The sequence below is a fragment of the Rahnella sp. GSA61A genome, assembly GCF_019969905.1.
Lineage (GTDB): Bacteria > Pseudomonadota > Gammaproteobacteria > Enterobacterales > Enterobacteriaceae > Rahnella > Rahnella aceris.
On sequence record NZ_JAHXYO010000017.1, the window covers coordinates 1 to 17,244 of the forward strand.

Annotated in this window: 13 protein-coding genes; 10 read left to right on the forward strand and 3 right to left on the reverse strand. The window is 51.7% G+C overall.

Translation table 11 applies throughout. The features are described from left to right. Together LC431_RS19155 and LC431_RS19160 are read right to left on the reverse strand one after the other, a co-directional pair. On the reverse strand, nucleotides 1-873 hold an 873-nt coding region (locus tag LC431_RS19155), incomplete at its 3' end, for a type VI secretion system Vgr family protein (protein ID WP_370633904.1). A 245-nt stretch (nucleotides 874-1,118) separates the two neighbouring features. Continuing rightward, complete coding sequence (locus tag LC431_RS19160; RefSeq protein WP_013576041.1) at nucleotides 1,119-1,310, reverse strand: hypothetical protein; 192 nt, start codon at nucleotides 1,308-1,310, stop codon at nucleotides 1,119-1,121. Nucleotides 1,311-1,736: 426 nt separating this feature from the next. Between LC431_RS19160 and LC431_RS19165 the strand changes: the two genes are divergently transcribed. The 4 genes from LC431_RS19165 to LC431_RS19180 all read left to right on the forward strand — a co-directional run bounded on the left by LC431_RS19165 (nucleotide 1,737) and on the right by LC431_RS19180 (nucleotide 8,472). Then, on the forward strand, nucleotides 1,737-3,023 hold the full coding sequence (locus tag LC431_RS19165) for an HlyD family secretion protein (RefSeq protein WP_223510174.1): 1,287 nt from the start codon (nucleotides 1,737-1,739) through the stop codon (nucleotides 3,021-3,023). Beyond that, nucleotides 3,010-5,109: a peptidase domain-containing ABC transporter gene (locus LC431_RS19170; RefSeq protein WP_013576039.1), complete on the forward strand. Its 2,100-nt coding sequence runs from the start codon at nucleotides 3,010-3,012 to the stop codon at nucleotides 5,107-5,109. Before LC431_RS19165 ends, LC431_RS19170 begins: the two co-directional genes overlap by 14 nt. A gap of 216 nt (nucleotides 5,110-5,325) precedes the next feature. Then, entirely contained in the window at nucleotides 5,326-6,300 is a 975-nt protein-coding gene (gene hemB / locus LC431_RS19175; protein ID WP_013576038.1) for a porphobilinogen synthase, read from the forward strand. Nucleotides 6,301-6,642: 342 nt separating this feature from the next. Then, nucleotides 6,643-8,472, forward strand: coding sequence for a methyl-accepting chemotaxis protein (locus LC431_RS19180; protein ID WP_223510175.1), 1,830 nt, complete (start codon nucleotides 6,643-6,645; stop codon nucleotides 8,470-8,472). A gap of 126 nt (nucleotides 8,473-8,598) precedes the next feature. Here LC431_RS19180 and LC431_RS19185 read toward each other — a convergent pair whose 3' ends face one another. Further along, nucleotides 8,599-8,814 carry a YgdI/YgdR family lipoprotein gene (locus LC431_RS19185; protein ID WP_013576036.1) on the reverse strand — a complete coding sequence of 72 codons (216 nt, stop codon included), beginning with the start codon at nucleotides 8,812-8,814 and terminating at the stop codon, nucleotides 8,599-8,601. 415 nt (nucleotides 8,815-9,229) lie between these two features. Here LC431_RS19185 and LC431_RS19190 point away from each other — a divergent pair, with 415 nt between their 5' ends. The 6 genes from LC431_RS19190 to opgB all read left to right on the forward strand — a co-directional run bounded on the left by LC431_RS19190 (nucleotide 9,230) and on the right by opgB (nucleotide 17,087). Then, nucleotides 9,230-10,354: a branched-chain amino acid ABC transporter substrate-binding protein gene (locus LC431_RS19190; RefSeq protein ID WP_112152190.1), complete on the forward strand. Its 1,125-nt coding sequence runs from the start codon at nucleotides 9,230-9,232 to the stop codon at nucleotides 10,352-10,354. Between the two features lie 189 nt (nucleotides 10,355-10,543). Then, entirely contained in the window at nucleotides 10,544-11,458 is a 915-nt protein-coding gene (locus LC431_RS19195; protein ID WP_013576034.1) for a branched-chain amino acid ABC transporter permease, read from the forward strand. Between the two features lie 13 nt (nucleotides 11,459-11,471). Beyond that, nucleotides 11,472-12,758: a high-affinity branched-chain amino acid ABC transporter permease LivM gene (gene livM, locus LC431_RS19200; protein WP_223510195.1), complete on the forward strand. Its 1,287-nt coding sequence runs from the start codon at nucleotides 11,472-11,474 to the stop codon at nucleotides 12,756-12,758. Next, nucleotides 12,755-13,648 (forward strand): ABC transporter ATP-binding protein, encoded by an 894-nt coding sequence (locus LC431_RS19205; protein ID WP_013576032.1) that lies wholly within the window; start codon nucleotides 12,755-12,757, stop codon nucleotides 13,646-13,648. Before livM ends, LC431_RS19205 begins: the two co-directional genes overlap by 4 nt. Next, nucleotides 13,645-14,361 carry an ABC transporter ATP-binding protein gene (locus tag LC431_RS19210; RefSeq protein ID WP_013576031.1) on the forward strand — a complete coding sequence of 239 codons (717 nt, stop codon included), beginning with the start codon at nucleotides 13,645-13,647 and terminating at the stop codon, nucleotides 14,359-14,361. The genes LC431_RS19205 and LC431_RS19210 overlap by 4 nt, the downstream gene beginning before the upstream one ends. Before the next feature lie 419 nt (nucleotides 14,362-14,780). Further along, nucleotides 14,781-17,087 (forward strand): phosphatidylglycerol--membrane-oligosaccharide glycerophosphotransferase, encoded by a 2,307-nt coding sequence (opgB, locus tag LC431_RS19215; RefSeq protein WP_013576030.1) that lies wholly within the window; start codon nucleotides 14,781-14,783, stop codon nucleotides 17,085-17,087. Nucleotides 17,088-17,244: the final 157 nt, after the last annotated feature.

Here is a 17,244-nt window from a genome sequence, read left to right on the forward strand (position 1 = left end):
ATGATTGAGTTTACGTTCATGGCGGATGCGGGCGTAGAACGCGCCGGTTTCGGCGGCGGCGTCCACGTCCTCACCGGCCTCGCGGTAAGGGCGGGCGTACAGGTAGCTTTCGCCGGTCACCGGCGCGACGCTGCGCACCTGCGCGCTGACGTCCAGCGGCGTGGTGGCCTCGCGGTAGTTGTAATCGCGTTTGAAGATTTTGCCGGTGACGGCGTTCCAGTGGATTTTCAGCCCCCAGACGCTTTCGGCGTGGCCGTCGCGCATCCCCGACGGCTCGCAGTACGGCAGGGTGACGCCAAACTGGTACTGCTCCGGCCCGTCGCCGAACAGCACCTTTTCACACGTCAGGCGCGTGTCCGCCTCAAAGCGGAACCAGATACCGACCTCGGCCAGAATGCGTTTTATAAACTGCAGGTCGGTCTCGCCCCACTGGGTGATGAGTTCGCGGTCAGGGTAGGTGTGGCTGAGGCGAAACTCAAAATCCTGCCCCTCGAGCCCGTGCTTGCGCAGGATAAACTCCGCCACTTCAGGCACCGACTGGTTCTGAAAAATAAAGCTGTTGGTGCTGTTTTCCAGCAGCCGCAGGCGCGGCACCAGCTCAAGGCGGTACAGGGTTTCGTCGGCGGAGGTCGACAGGCGCTGAAAGTCACGGATAACGCCGTACACGACGCGTTCCGGCTGGAAAGGCGTGCCCATCGTAAAGCTGGCGAACTGGCGCAGCATCTGCGCGGCACCGATATCCGGTGCGGGGCAGGTGACGTCAACGGTGTAGGAAAAAGTCTCGCTGAGCTGTTCCTCGCCGCGAAAGTTCAGCACGTCCAGACTGTAAGGGCTGTTCCAGATATCAAGTGAGTAGCGGGAAAGTGTGTCCATTCCGGTCCCTGGTTGGCATGTGAAAAGCATCCTGCTTTTCGGAGTGTGAGGAGACTGTATTCACATGGTGAAATTGTGGGAATAGAGTTTACTCAGAAATTTGGCTTCGTATAGTGATATTGATTCGAGAGTCTGAACAATATTTTAGGGAATAAAAAAAGCCCCCGCGTGTGAGCAGGGGCTTGTATTACTCTGACTAAGTTGCTTATAAATTAACTTTCGGTACAACAAAAGCTGTTTATAAACTAGGTTGTCAGATAGTTCTGTGCTTTAGCAAGACCATCGGAAATTTGTGAATACGCCTTGTTCACCGCATTACTGGTGTCACTCACCGCGTCCTGACCAAAGTTTGATAGGCGATCGGCAACCTTATTAACATCTTCCGACCAACCCGCACCATTAACCATTTCAATATCATGTTCTGTTAATTGTTTCATCTTAGGCCTTCCTTTTAATCTGTTAAAGCAAGTCCCCTTAAATAACGGGGGCGATGAAAACATTGAGTAAGTCTATGGAGATAATTTCTACGCAATGTCTTCACAGGGATTAAGCCTAGAGTACTGCGGGCGGAATTTGACTAGGAATAATCTCCTATGTGGATTTAGATATGTAACTCATTGTTTGAAATCATTATTAATATATTTTTAAATCTGAATAATTAATGCAATGTGCAAAAAATAATCGAACCAAAGGTCAGGTGGTTATTTTTTATAAGACATTGAAATTAATATTGCTGCGCAATTATCCCTGCGTGGAAATAACTTCATCCGGTGTTTCAGAGTAATCGCGGTGGCAGCGTGATTATGTGCTGCTATCTTTCAAAGATTCTGTTTTTACAGCCGGTTTTTCTGGAACACTTAAATATGCTCTTTCGTAAAGAGGTCAATGAACATCAGCAAAGTCACTGGGCGGGTAAGGCTTTATTGCTCGCCGGCTGGCCTTTATGGATCGTCACGACACTCACGGCCCTCTTCCTGTTTGCTTTACTGGTATTCCTGATCTTCGCTAACTACACACGTCGCATCAACGTCAGCGGTGAAATCATTACTCAGCCGCACAGCATTAATTTATTCAGCCCTGAGCAGGGCGTGGTCACCAAATTGTATGTCGATACCGGTAAACCCGTAAAAAAAGGCCAGCCTTTATATGAAATCGACGTCAGCCGCGTGACGCAGGCGGGGAATGTCAGTACCACCACGCTCGCCGCTATTAAAAAGCAGCGCGAGCAAATCGATTCCATTATTGCCCAGCTGGAACACAATAAGCAGGAAACCCTGCAAAACCTGCAACAGCAACTCGATCAGTATCAGAAGGCGCATGAAGTTTCACAAAGCATGGTGGATTCGGCGCAGGAAGGGCTGGATGCCATGAAAAAGAGCATGCAGAACTACGGGGCATATCAGAAGAAGGGCCTGATCAATACTGACCAGTTGAATAATCAGCGCTACCTGTTTTACCAGCAGCAGACATCGTTCCAGAGCCTGAACACCCAGGCGATTCAGGAAGCGCTGCAAATCACCAATCTGCGCAGCGAACTGGTCACCCGCGCCGCCGAGTTTGATAACCAGATTTCACAGTACGGCTACCAGCGCAATGACCTCGAACGCCAGCTGGCGCAGGCCGATGCCAAAGGGTCATTGCTGATCACCGCGCCGACCTCCGGCAAAATCTCTTCGCTGAGCGTCACGCCCGGACAGATGGTCAACGCCGGTGACAGCCTCGCGCAACTTGTACCGGCCAGTAATTCCCCGTTCTTTCTCGTTGCCTGGCTGCCGAATGAAAGCGTGCCTTACGTGAAAGCCGGCGAGCACATCAATATTCGGTACGAAGCCTATCCGTTTGAAAAATATGGCCAGTTCCCCGGCAAGGTGGAATCGATTTCCTCTGCGCCGGTTTCCGAACAGGAGCTGAATTCTTACGCCAGCGCGCCGAGAACGGCCAATGGCACGGTCAGCGGGCCGTATTACAAAGTGATTGTTTCACTGGATAAAAAAGCCATGAACTGGCACGGCGAAACGCTGAATTTATCCAGCGGCATGAAAGCCGAGTCGACGTTATTCCTGGAGAAAAGGCCGCTGTATCAGTGGATGTTGTCTCCGTATTACAGCATGAAGAAAAGCGTGGTGGGGCCAATCAATGAATCTCGATAACGTACGGGAGCTGGCTGACCGCCTGCACTTTAGCTGGCGCCACCGGGTGCCGCAGATTATTCAAACCGAGGCCGCCGAGTGCGGACTGGCCAGTCTGGCAATGGTGTTTGGCTATCACGGCAAACACGTGGACTTGCAAAGCCTGCGTCAGCGCTATGGCATATCTTCACGGGGCGCGACACTGCGCACGCTGATGGATATCGCGGCAGCGAATGAGATGAAATCCCGCGCGTTAAAGCTGGATATCGATGAGCTGAACGCGCTGAAAACGCCGTGTATTTTGCACTGGGATCTCAATCATTTCGTGGTGCTGGTTGGCGTTAAACAGGGCAAAGTGATTATTCACGATCCGGCCTTTGGCCGCCGTTCGCTTGGCATGCGCGAGGTGTCCGAGCATTTCACCGGCGTGGCACTCGAGCTGTGGCCGGACAACGGTTTTACCTCGGAGAAACCGCGCGTACGGCTGGATCTGCGCAAAATGATGGGCAATGTCAGCGGCCTTATTCCGGCGCTGACCAAAATCTTCTGCCTCTCGCTGATGATCGAATCGGTCAACCTGCTGCTGCCGGTCGGGATGCAACTGGTAATGGACCATGTGATCCCGGCGAAAGACCCGGATTTACTGACCCTGATTTGCCTCGGGTTGCTGTTCTTCATCATTTTCCGCACCGGCGTCAGCATGTTACGCGCCTGGACATCGCTGGTGATGAGTACGCTGATTGATGTGCAATGGAAAGCGCGGCTGTTCGATCATCTGATGAAACTGCCGCTCGATTATTTTGAGAAACGCAAACTCGGGGATATTCAGTCGCGTTTTACTTCCCTCGATACGCTGCGTACCACGCTGACCACCAACGTGGTCAACAGTATTATCGACGGCATTATGTCGGTCGGGTTAATCGTGATGATGGTGCTGTATGGCGGCTGGCTGATTTGGGTGATTCTTGGCTTCACGGCGATTTATGTCATCTTCCGCCTGACGACGTATAACGCTTACCGCCAGGTTTCCGAGGAGCAAATCGTTAAAGGTGCGCGTGCCGGTTCGCACTTTATGGAAACGCTCTACGGCATCAGCACGCTGAAAGCACTGGGTTTATCGAAAGCCCGCGCCAATTTCTGGCTCAATCTGAACATTGATAACGCCAATGCGACGGTGCGCAAAACCAGGTTTGAGATGATGTTTACCGGCGGCAACACGCTGATCGCCACGCTCGATCAGGTCGCGCTGCTGTGGCTGGGGGCGACGCAGGTGATTGACGGCCATATGACGCTGGGGATGTTTGTGGCCTTCAACACCTACCGCGGGCAGTTCTCCGAACGTGCTGCCAGTCTGCTGAATATGGTGTTGCAACTGCGGATGCTTTCCCTGCACCGCGACCGTATCGCGGATATCGCGCTGACCGGCACCGAGAAATCACTGCCGGAACGTGAGTTGCTGCGGGCGGGCGAGGCAGCGTCGCTGGAGGTGCGGGATCTGGTGTTTCAGTACGACAGCCTTTCCGCACCGCTGATCAACGGGCTGAACCTGTCGGTGGCAGCGGGCGAAAGTGTGGCGATCACCGGGCCGTCGGGGCAGGGTAAAACCACGCTGATGAAGATCATGACCGGTTTGCTGACGCCCACCGAAGGTCGCATTCTGATTAACGGTATGGATATCACCACCGCCGGACTGAACAATTACCGCAGTTGCATCGCCTGTGTGTTACAGGATGACACGTTGTTCGCCGGATCTATCGCCGAGAACATTGCCAGCTTTGATGAGCAGAAAGATGAAGCGCGTATTATTGATTGCGCCCGCCGTTGTAACATCCACGACGATATCGAACGGATGCCGATGGGCTATGAAACGCTGATCAGCGAACTGGGCGGCAGCCTGTCGGGTGGTCAGAAACAGCGTTTGCTGATTGCCCGCGCACTGTACCGCCGTCCGGCGATACTGTTCCTCGACGAGGCCACCAGCCATTTGGATCTGGACAATGAAATGCGCATCAATCAGGCGATCAGCGAACTGGATATTACGCGGATATTTATCGCCCACCGTCCGTCTACGATTGCCTCAGCAGATCGCGAGATCAAGCTCGGTTAAATCATTCCTTCAGGCGATCCCTGTTCCGGGATCGCCTTTCCAAAATTGCGGCCTCTGTTACATCTCCTCACGGAAAGTTCATCATTTGTTTAAAAGTTATTATAAAATGCGGGCTTCATCGTCTGACGGCGCTGCCATCGCCTCCTGCCGTCTGAACTGTCTGTGCTCCTGTTTCTAAAAAATATCAGCGCAACAGATTAATTTTTAGGAGTTTTCATGTCGAATCAGTTCCCGAGCTCACGCCTTCGCCGCCTGAGACAGTCCGAATCCCTGCGCACTCTTTTTCAGGAAACTGAATTTAGCGTCAACGATCTGGTACTGCCGATTTTCGTAGAAGAAGAGACCTCTGAATACGTACCCATCGAAGCTATGCCGGGTGTGTTGCGCATCCCTGAATCCCGCCTGGCATTTGAAATCGAACGTTACGCCCGCGCCGGTATCCGCTCTGTTATGACGTTCGGTATTTCGCATCACATGGATGCTACCGGCAGCGATACCTGGAACGAAAACGGTCTGGTCGCGCGTATGGCGCGTATCTGTAAAGACACCGTGCCTGAAATGATTGTCATGTCCGACACCTGTTTCTGCGAATACACCTCACACGGCCATTGCGGTGTGTTGCACGACCACGGCGTGGATAACGACGCAACCCTGGTCAACCTCGGTAAACAGGCTGTCGTGGCGGCTGCTGCTGGTGCAGATTTCATCGCGCCATCCGCCGCGCAGGACGGTCAGGTGCAGGCCATCCGCAGTGCGCTGGATGAAGCCGGATTTATCGATACCTCAATCATGGCGTATTCCACCAAGTTTGCATCTTCCCTGTACGGGCCTTTCCGCGAAGCGGGCGGCAGTGTACTGAAAGGCAACCGCAAGCAATATCAGATGAACCCGATGAACCGCCGCGAAGCCGTGCGTGAATCGTTGCTGGACGAGCAGGAAGGCGCCGATGCGCTGATGGTGAAACCGGCCGGTGCGTATCTGGACGTGATCCGCGATATCCGCGAAGCCTCCCGTCTGCCACTGGCGGCGTATCAGGTCAGCGGTGAATACGCGATGATCAAATTCGCTGCACAAGCAGGTGCTATTGATGAGCGTGCTGTCGTACGTGAAAGCCTGGGCGCGATTAAACGTGCTGGCGCAGATATTATCCTGACTTACTTCGCGATGGATATTGCCGAAAACGGGCTGTAATTTTTGTTCTCGCTGCAAACCAAAACCGGGCTTCCGCCCGGTTTTTTTATGTCCTCGCGTCGGAAGCTGATACTGCGCGATGTATGTTCAGATAACGTCTTTAATATTTAAGAGTGGCAGAAAATTAAAATAATGCTTTTTTATAGAGAATTACCTCACCATTAATAGGGTGTAATTAATAAAAAAGTATTCATACAAAGAATAAGGTTTTATAGCGGTTAAATTACTGACTTTTGTAACTTAATAAACTGAGTTTTTTATTAACTAATTTTTATAGCCTGCCGATACCCCATGTGCTTCACATACAATTGTATTTATAAAAATAATGGAGAGCCATGCGCTATGAAAATATTTATGTCATATTTTGAAAATCTAAAGGTCGGGAAAAAATTAGCATTAGGTTTCGGACTTATCTTATTGCTGAGCATTGCAGTTGCTTTATGTGGTATTAAAAATCTGAATGATATTTCCATTCGAGCTGAGAAAATAAGCCAGCTTAAAGTGATAACTGACCAGTTTGCTATGGCGAAAGCTGAAAGACTGGAATATGTGAAAACGCACGATGAAAAATACATCACAATGAATGAGGTGAACTTACAGCAGGTTGATAAAAAAATTGAAAGTCTCAGGTTGCTTCGTTGGGATACAGAGCACCTGAAGATGCTTAATGAAATGTCAGAGGTCATGAAGACGTATCGTGACAAGCGTGCTCAAACGGTCCGCGAGACCCAACAACGTGATCTTGTTGTCAGTAGTTTTGTGCTGACACGCGAAGAATCTGAGATTAACAGTCTGGCTCAGTCCTATGCACGAGATCCCGCACGTGCTGTCACCGCGATCGCGTTAGGGGATATCGTCAGACACATTGATGGGGTGGCGACACGTGTAAAACTCCTCCAGTTTGAGAATACTGAGGAATCCCTTCAGGCTTTAACAGGTTTTATGGATGAATCGATTCAGCAAATGAATGCCGTCAAATCCCAGTTAAATCCGGCTGATGTCAGCATACTTGAAGAAATTGAACGCTCGGTCTCGGCCAAAAAGGCGAGTGCCGGAAACTACCTCCAATCCTATATTGCTGAGCAGGAAGCGACTCAGTTGCTTGCGAAAGCAGGCGGCAAGCTGACCACCCTGAGTGACAATATATTTGAATCGGAGCTGAGCGCGGCGCATGACGATATCAGAAATGCAGTTATATGGATGACTTCACTCCTGGTAGCAGCAGTCTTATTAAGTATTGGCATTGCACTGATTATTTCCCGCCAAATTGTGAAGCCTCTGGCTGACACGCTTGACGTCGCCAGACAGATAGCGCGCGGTGATTTAAGAGCCCATCTCAATACCACGCGTCGTGATGAGCTGGGAGAACTGATGCAAGCTGTAGATGAGATGAACACCGATCTCCGCCGTATCATCGGGGATATTCGTACCGGTGTGACGCAGGTGAGCCATGCCTCCGCAGAAATTGCGGCAGGTAATAATGATTTATCCGCACGCACTGAGGAACAGGCTGCTGCGCTTGAAGAAACGGCAGCCAGCATGGAGCAGTTAACTGCGACGGTTAAACAGAACGTGGACAATATTCATCATACTAGCCGCCTGGCGGGCAGTACTTCAGAAACGGCGAATAAAGGCGGGCAACTCGTCTCTCATGTGGTGAAAACTATGAATGAAATTACTGCAAGCTCAGCAAAAATTGCTGAGATTACGACGGTAATTAATAGCATCGCTTTTCAGACCAATATTCTGGCTCTCAATGCGGCTGTTGAAGCGGCGCGTGCTGGCGAACAGGGGCGGGGATTTGCTGTTGTGGCAAGCGAAGTGAGAAGCCTTGCGCAGAGAAGCGCTCAGGCTGCAAAAGAAATAGAAGGTTTAATTGGTGAATCGGTAGAGCGAATTAATGCAGGGTCAGATCTGGTAGAACAGGCGGGGACTACCATGCATGACATTGTGACCAAAGTGGCTAATGTTACCGAAATACTGAATGAAATTACTCAGGCATCGGATGAACAGAACAGGGGAATATCTCAGGTAGGGCAGGCAATAGTGGAAATGGACAGCGTGACTCAACAAAATGCGGCCCTGGTGGAAGAGTCTTCTGCTGCCGCCAATGCGCTGCGAGATCAGGCACAAAATCTTGCTGCGTCTGTTTCACGTTTTATTACTGAGTAATCTGATTCTCAAAACAGTCGTGATATTGCGTGCCGTTTGTGCACCACATAGCATGACTGTTTTGTTAAGCCGACCATGTGTGTCATCGGCCAGGTTTTGAGATAAATGCAATTCCCATCCGTAACCCTACTTCTTCACAATGCCCGCAATATCATTGGTGTTCATCAGATGATAATCGCCATTCATGTCGGTGTAGCTGGTCATGCCGGTATTGCGGTCACGGTCCGGTTCGCCGTGGGCGAAAAACTGGTCGCCGGATTTGGTGTTAATCACATAATCGCTGGCGCAGCCAGTTAACGACAGAGCCAGAACCACAGCCGTCAGGCAGGATAATTTCTTCATTGTTCAGTAGTTTCCCGTTGCAATCATCTGCCCATATTACAAAACAACCCGCCGCAAGAAGCAAAGAATAAAAATGTCACCCGGCGTAAGGGTGCGTGCAAAACCGTGCTTGTGCACCAGCGCGGTGCGATGTGATCCCGTCGTTGTTTCTGTCAGTTGCCCGTAACGCTCTCCCGTCGCTATCTATACTCACATAACCCGTCACATTCTCAGAGGTTGAGTAACAATGGCAGATATTTTGCTTATGTTTTTTTACCTTTGATGTTTTCACCCCCGGAGATAAGCGGGAAACCCTCAGTCTTAAGGCTTAAGCGTTAAATTTCAGATTTTCTGATTACGACTTCGTGTTGGTGTTTTTGCTACATGCGTTTTCCATAACCCGTTTTGCATAAACTCTGTCCTAAGGATCATGATGATGTCGATGAAATTTATTAAAAGTCCTCTTTCTTTGTTGCTGGCAGGCTGTCTGGTCACTGCGTTTACCGCGCGTGCGGATATCGTGATTGGCGTCGCTGGCCCGTTCACCGGCCCGAATGCCACCTATGGCGATCAGTACTGGCATGGTGCCACCCAGGCCGCTGAAGACATTAATGCCGCTGGCGGAATCAACGGCGAGAAAATCAAACTGGTGCAGGGCGATGATGCCTGCGAACCGAAACAGGCCGTTGCGGTCGCTAACCGTCTTGTGGATCAGGATAAAGTGCAGGCGGTGGTCGGGCATTTTTGTTCATCTTCTACCATGCCCGCATCTGAGGTGTACAACGATGCCGGCATTATCGCCATCACGCCGGGATCCACTAACCCGCAAATCACCGAACGCGGCATGAGTGATATGTTCCGCATGTGCGGACGTGACGACCAGCAGGGGCAGGTTGCCAGTGATTACATCATCGACAAGCTGAAAGCCAAAAAAGTGGTCATCATCCACGACAAGGACACTTACGGGCAGGGGCTGGCGGATGCCACCAAAGCGGCGCTTAACAAGCGTGGCGTGAAAGAAGTGATGTATGAAGGGTTATCGCGCGGCGAAAAAGACTTCAACGCGCTGGTCACCAAAATCAGTGCGCAGAAACCGGACGTGGTGTTCTTCGGCGGTTGCCATCCTGAAGCCGGTCCGCTGGTACGCCAGATGCGTGAGCAGGGCGTGCAGGCCACGTTCTTCTCCGGCGACTGTATCGTCAACGAAGAAATGGTCACCGCCGCAGGCGGCCCGCAATATACCAACGGGATTCTGATGACCTTCGGCAAAGACCCGCGTCTGATCCCGGAAGGCAAAGTCGTTATCGATAAATTCCGCGCCAGCAAGTTCGAGCCGGAAGGCTACACCCTTTACTCCTATGCCTCCGTGCAGGCGATCGCCGCCGCCTTCAAAGCCACCGGCGGCAGTGATTCCGCCAAAGCCAGCGCCTGGCTTAAAGCCAACAGCGTCGATACCGTCATGGGCAAAAAAGCCTGGGACAGTAAAGGCGACCTGAAAGTCTCTGATTACGTGGTTTATAAATGGGACGACAAAGGCAAATATCAGGAAGTTAAGGAATAAAGCACTCTTATTTGCCATTTTGAACCCGGGCAGTGCTCACTCTTTATGAAAGAACTGGCTCACGTACTTAATGTACGCTCCGGCTCTTGTGCGCTGGCCGGGTCCAAACTGGCTGCAACGATAACGCTTTATTAGCTTTAATGAATGCGCCCTTAGCCAGGCGCGGTCACAAAAAGAGACTGCGTATTTATGGATTCATTCTTCCTGCAACAACTGTTTAATGGCATTACGCTCGGTGCTGTCTACGGTCTCATTGCCATCGGCTACACCATGGTTTACGGCATTATCGGCATGATCAACTTTGCGCACGGCGAAGTGTATATGATTTCGGCTTACCTCTGTGCCATCGCGCTGGCGCTGCTTTCCTTCTTCGGGCTTCACTCTTTTCCGCTACTGATACTGGGCACGCTGGTGTTCACCATCGTGGTCACCGGCGTGTATGGCTGGGCGATTGAACGCATTGCCTATAAGCCGCTGCGTAATTCGACCCGTCTTGCACCGCTGATTTCTGCTATCGGCATGTCACTTATCTTACAAAATTACGCGCAAATCAGTCAGGGGCCGCGACAGCAGGGCATTCCGACCATGCTGGATGGCGCATTCCGTTTTCATATCGGCGAAAGTTTTGTCCAGATGACCTACACCAAAATTTTCATTCTGGTGGCGTCGCTGGCTGGCATGCTGGTTTTATCGTGGATTATCAGTAATACCAAACTTGGTCGTATGTGTCGTGCGGTGCAGCAGGACAGAAAAATGGCTTCCATTTTGGGTATTAACACTGACCGCATTATCTCGCTGGTCTTCATGATTGGCGCAGCGATGGCCGGACTGGCCGGGGTTCTGGTGACCATGAACTACGGCACGTTTGATTTCTACGCCGGTTTCATCATCGGCATCAAAGCTTTTACCGCGGCGGTACTCGGCGGCATTGGTTCATTACCCGGCGCGATGCTGGGCGGGCTGATCCTGGGGATTGCCGAAGCGCAGTTCTCGGGCATGGTGAATTCTGATTACAAAGATGTGTTCTCCTTTGGATTGCTGGTGGTGATCCTCATTTTCCGCCCTCAGGGCCTGCTGGGCCGTCCGGTCGTGACGAAAGTGTGAGGGAAATAAAATGATGTCACAAACTGCTGTGAACAGCGGATTTTCATTTAAACGCTGTCTGCTGGATGCCATTTTTGCCGGGCTGGTGGCGCTGATTATTTTCGGGCCGGTGGTCGGCGTGGTGCTCGATGGTTACAGTTTTAACTTTCATAGCCAGAGGCTGGTCTGGATCATTGCTGCGGTGATGACGGGCCGCTTCCTGCTCAGTGCATTTTTAGAAACCACAGCCGGGCAGAAAATGCGTGCGCGTTTCGAATCCGACAGCGCGGGCGTCTATGTCCGGTCGCCGGATTATAAAAGTCATCTGCGCTGGGTTATTCCGCTGCTGATTGTGCTGGCCATTTTCTTCCCGTTCGTCGCCACCAAATACATTCTGACGGTCGCCATTCTGGGACTGATTTATGTGCTGCTCGGCCTCGGGCTGAATATCGTGGTCGGACTGGCCGGTTTGCTCGATCTGGGGTATGTGGCGTTTTACGCCATCGGGGCTTACGGGCTGGCGCTGGGGTATCAGTATCTCGACCTCGGCTTCTGGTCGATGCTGCCGCTGGCGGCGGTGATGGCCGCGCTGGCGGGTGCGTTGCTGGGTTTCCCGGTGCTGCGTATGCACGGCGACTATCTGGCGATCGTGACGTTAGGTTTCGGTGAAATCATCCGGCTGGTGCTGACCAACTGGTTGTCGTTTACCGGCGGTCCGAACGGTGTTTCCGCGCCTCCGCCCACCTTTTTCGGGCTGGAATTTGGCCGGCGGGCGAAAGAGGGCGGCGTGCCGTTCCACGAGTTTTTCCATCTGACCTATAACCCGAATATGAAATTTATCTTCATCTATGCCGTGCTGGTTCTGGTGGTGTTGCTGGTGCTGTTTATCAAACACCGGCTGACCCGCATGCCGATTGGCCGCGCGTGGGAAGCGCTGCGTGAGGATGAGATTGCCTGCCGCGCGATGGGGCTGAATCATGTGCTGGTCAAGCTGTCTGCCTTTACCCTCGGGGCTTCCACGGCCGGAATTGCTGGCGTGTTTTTCGCCACGTATCAGGGCTTCGTTAATCCGACGTCTTTCACCTTTTTCGAATCTGCACTGATTCTCGCTATTGTGGTTTTGGGCGGTATGGGCTCAACCATCGGCGTGGTGCTGGCGGCATTTGTGCTGACCGTCGCGCCGGAACTGTTGCGCAGCTTTGCCGAATATCGCGTATTGCTGTTCGGCGTTTTAATGGTGGTGATGATGATCTGGCGGCCACGCGGGTTGATCCGCATCAGCCGCAGCGGGTTTGCCGTGCGTAAAGGAGTCGAGCCATGAGCGAAGCGTTAGCGGATAACAACATCCTGAGTGTCGAGCATTTGCGCATGCATTTCGGCGGCATTAAGGCGCTGAACGATGTGAATCTTGCGGTGAAACGCGGATCGATTACCGCGCTGATCGGCCCGAACGGCGCAGGAAAAACCACGGTATTTAATTGCCTGACAGGTTTTTATAAAGCGTCCGGCGGCAATATTTTGCTCAATACGCGCCGCCGGACGACCAATGTAATCCAGGTGCTCGGGCAGAAATTTCAGCCTGATGACTGGATAAAACCAGCGCAACTGGGCAAACGTATTTTCTACAAAATGTTCGGCGGTACACACCTGGTTAACCGCGCCGGGCTGGCGCGTACCTTTCAGAATATCCGGCTGTTTCGTGAAATGTCGGTGGTTGAAAATCTGCTGGTCGCTCAGCACATGCAAACCAACCGCAACCTGATTGCCGGTGTGCTCAATACGCCGGGTTATCGCCGTGCGGAAAATCAGGCGCTGGACCGCGCATTTTACTGGCTGGAAGTGGTGGAACTGGTGGATTGTGCCAACCGGCTGGCAGGGGAAATGTCTTACGGTCAGCAGCGCCGGCTGGAAATCGCCCGAGCGATGTGTACCGCGCCGGAAATGATTTGCCTGGACGAACCGGCAGCCGGTCTGAATCCGGTTGAAACACGTACGCTGAGCAAAATTATCCGCTTCCTGCGCGATCATCACGACATCACCGTGCTGCTGATCGAACATGATATGGGCATGGTGATGGACATTTCCGACCACATTATCGTGCTCGACCACGGCGACGTGATTGCCGAAGGAATACCGCAGGCTATTCAGAACGATGAGAAAGTCATTGCCGCGTATCTGGGTGCTGATGAAGACGACGAGGTCAGCTTATGAGCGACGCGATGCTGGAATTTCGTGATGTGAATGTGTATTACGGGGCGATTCAGGCATTACAGCAGGTCTCATTGCAGGTCAGTGAGGGGGAAACGGTGGCGTTGATTGGTGCCAACGGTGCCGGGAAATCAACGCTGCTGATGTCGATATTCGGCCAGCCACGTATACAGAGCGGGCAGATCCTGTTTCGCGGGGAAGATATCAGCCGCAAATCGACACACTTTGTGGCTTCGGCTGGCATAGCGCAATCGCCGGAAGGGCGACGTGTTTTTCCGGATATGACCGTGGAAGAAAACCTGCTGATGGGCACCATTCCCGTCGGGAATAAACACGCGGCAGAAGATCTGCACACCATGTTTGAGTTATTCCCGCGCCTGAAGGAACGCCGTAAACAGCGGGCGATGACCATGTCCGGTGGTGAACAGCAAATGCTGGCGATTGCCCGTGCGCTGATGAGTCGCCCGAAGCTGTTACTGCTCGATGAACCGAGTCTTGGGCTGGCGCCTATTATCGTTAAACAGATTTTCCAGACCTTGCGCGAACTGGCAAAAAACGGCATGACTATCTTTCTGGTGGAGCAAAATGCGCATCATGCGCTCAGGCTTTCTGACCGGGGTTATGTGATGGTCAACGGACAAATTCGGCTTAGCGGTTCAGGCGAAGAACTTTTACATAATCAGGAGGTGCGGAAAGCTTATCTCGGAGGAATCTGATTTTTCATCTTCAATGCCCGCGATACCCCGTATTGCGGGCCTTCCCGCCAACTTTTTTCCGCATTTTCAACCTGCCTCCACATTTCGCCCACAGTATTCCGCTATCATGCAATTCTTACAGAAAGGTGACCGGAAAGTTAATTTTCTGAGGTATCATGCGGAATTAGCTGTCATGAATTTGTAAAACGTCAGTTTTTTTGGGCACATCAGTGGCCTGAAGCCGTGTTAAGGCGTTGACCCACCAGGATCAACAGGCTATATAGCGCTATCCGTTTTTGGCATGAATTTTCCTGTCTCAGGGATGAAGTAAGTGAATGACAAACGGGTCATTCGCTCGATGAGTTGAACCGTCGGCGCTGCTCGTAAAACAGCAGAAATGGGTCGTAGAGTTTATTGTTTAAATCAGACAGGGTGCTGAAATGGCTTCTGAGATAATTTCCTTCGTATTATTTCTTTCTTCTATTTTTCTCTACGTCACGCGGGCGTCGGCCAGCCGTGTCTGGTTTTCACTGGTGCTGTTTTTCCTCGGGCTTTACGTCATTCTTAACGTCATCCTGATCGGCAGCAATTATTTCACCGGTGAAGGCATCACGGACGCGGTGTTATATACCGTCACCAGTAGCCTGAAAGGGGCGGGGCTCAATAAATATATCCTGCCATTTATCGGTTTACTGGCAGGGCTTGTCAGCGTATTCGCTTTGCTGGCGTGGGGGCTGAAGCAGCGTCGTGCCAAAAACAGCAGCGCGGTCTACAGTGCGCTGGCCGTGGTGCTGGCGGTCTTTTCTGTCGGTTCCACACAGGCATTCCAGAACATCTCGCGTCTGGTCAAAACGCAAATCTCAGGCAGCGGTGCAGATTTTAGTACCTATTACAAAGTGCCCGAAAAAGCCATTAAAGGCGCGAAAAAGCCTAACCTGGTTTATATCTACGGCGAGAGTCTGGAACGCACGTATTTTGATGACAAAGTCTTCCCCGGCCTGACCACCGAATTAAACCGCCATAAAGCGCAGAGTACCGATTTCACAAACACCAAACAGTTGCCGGGCACTGGCTATACCATCGCAGGTATGGTGGCTTCTCAGTGTGGGATCCCGCTGTTTGCGCCGTTTGATGGTAATGCCTCCAGTGCACTGGCGACTTTCTACCCTGAAAACGTCTGTCTTGGCGATGTGCTCAAAGGTGCAGGTTATACCAACTATTTCTATCAGGGCGCTGAACTGGCTTTCGCAGGCAAAGGGACCTTCCTGAAATCCCATGGTTTCGACCATCTTTATGGTTACAACGAATTGCGTCCGACTGTCGCGGACCCGTCTTATAAAAATGACTGGGGCTGGTATGACGACACCTTGCTGGATGAGGTGTACAAAAAATTCGTGACGCTGAGTCAGGAAGGTAAGCCGTTCTCACTGTTCACGCTGACCGTTGATACGCATCATCCTGACGGCTTTATTTCCCGCGGCTGTACCCGCAAGGAATATAAAGTGAACGGTAAAGCCAACCAGTCTCTGAGCGCCGTGTCCTGCAGTCAGGAACTGATTGCCGCATTTATCGATAAGATTAAAAAGTCCGGTTATTTCGATAACACCATCATTGTGGTGTCTTCCGATCATCTGGCGATGAACAACACGGCTTACAACATTCTGACCAAACAGAACCGTAAAGACCTGTTCTTCGTACTCGACGGGCGTCATCCGGCAGGGGAGCTGAACGGTGCGAAACGCAGCACCCTGGATAATGGCGCGACCGTACTGGATATGATGGGCGGCGACAACTACATCGGTCTTGGACGCAGCGGTGTTTCTGCGACATCGATGACTGCGCAGTTCCTCAATATTGATGACAAAGTGAATGCCTGGAAACCGGCGGTCATCAAACAGTGGGGCTTCCCGAACAGCATCAAAGACTATGCGGTGAATACCAAAGACAGCACTTTCACCTTCTCCGGCATGACCATCAAAACGCCGTTTATTCTGAAGGTCACGGCAGACAAAATTGAGCCGATGTTTGATGTCTATCTGTCCACGCCGCTGAAAAAACAACTGGCCGGACTGGCGACCAGCGATAACTTTGTCTGGGTTGATAAATGCTACGAAATGGGACGCGTCTGGGCACCAGAGTTGTCGCTCAATACCGGCCTGTGCGTTGCATCGGGGAACCTCGGGGCGAAGCCGACGATCGTGCAGATCACCGGTGATACCTTCAAAGGTAAAGTGGACTTCGTGAAAGACACCTCGGGCAGCAATGCGATTTATCAGCAAACCCTGAAGACGCTGAACATTGATGATTCCGCCACCACTTATCAGTCGAAAGCCATCGCTTTTATGGTGCCGGGATTGCCGGAGCAGGTAAAAGCGATTACCGGTGTTTCAGCCGTTGAAAACTGGGGACGCTGGTCAGATGCCAATCTGGCACCGTCGGTGAAAATTGATTACGTTAAACCGCTGCCCGCCACCTTTGATGTGGTGATCCGCGCACGGGCTTACGGCAATAACATCGATAAGCCGGTTTCCGTCCGTGTCGGGGATCAGGAGCAGTTTGTCACCTTCGGCGATAAAGACGGTATCGTGAAAGTACAGTTCACCAATCCGGGAGCGGAGCAAAGTATCGTCATCACGCCGCCGGAACCGACCGAACCCACTGAAGGCACCAGCGGCGGCTTCCAGCCTCGTAAACTGGGCATCGGCATGGTTTCTCTTGAAGTTCAGCCGGTGGATCCGCAGTCTTAATCCGCTGTTTGCCCTAAACGCTAAAAACCCGCTCCGGCGGGTTTTTTATTGGAAGCAAATTGGGGAAATGGCAATTGAAAAAACACTTAGCATTTTTATCGCTTTACTATCCCATTTCGGTTATTCATTTCAAGAATAACTATCATTAAAACAATAT

Coding starts and splice junctions, on each gene's coding strand:
- LC431_RS19160 (WP_013576041.1), bottom strand. CDS start 1,310: ATGAAACAATTAACAGAACATGATATTGAAATGGTTAATGGTGCGGGT.
- LC431_RS19165 (WP_223510174.1), top strand. CDS start 1,737: ATGCTCTTTCGTAAAGAGGTCAATGAACATCAGCAAAGTCACTGGGCG.
- LC431_RS19170 (WP_013576039.1), top strand. CDS start 3,010: ATGAATCTCGATAACGTACGGGAGCTGGCTGACCGCCTGCACTTTAGC.
- hemB (WP_013576038.1), top strand. CDS start 5,326: ATGTCGAATCAGTTCCCGAGCTCACGCCTTCGCCGCCTGAGACAGTCC.
- LC431_RS19180 (WP_223510175.1), top strand. CDS start 6,643: ATGAAAATATTTATGTCATATTTTGAAAATCTAAAGGTCGGGAAAAAA.
- LC431_RS19185 (WP_013576036.1), bottom strand. CDS start 8,814: ATGAAGAAATTATCCTGCCTGACGGCTGTGGTTCTGGCTCTGTCGTTA.
- LC431_RS19190 (WP_112152190.1), top strand. CDS start 9,230: ATGTCGATGAAATTTATTAAAAGTCCTCTTTCTTTGTTGCTGGCAGGC.
- LC431_RS19195 (WP_013576034.1), top strand. CDS start 10,544: ATGGATTCATTCTTCCTGCAACAACTGTTTAATGGCATTACGCTCGGT.
- livM (WP_223510195.1), top strand. CDS start 11,472: ATGTCACAAACTGCTGTGAACAGCGGATTTTCATTTAAACGCTGTCTG.
- LC431_RS19205 (WP_013576032.1), top strand. CDS start 12,755: ATGAGCGAAGCGTTAGCGGATAACAACATCCTGAGTGTCGAGCATTTG.
- LC431_RS19210 (WP_013576031.1), top strand. CDS start 13,645: ATGAGCGACGCGATGCTGGAATTTCGTGATGTGAATGTGTATTACGGG.
- opgB (WP_013576030.1), top strand. CDS start 14,781: ATGGCTTCTGAGATAATTTCCTTCGTATTATTTCTTTCTTCTATTTTT.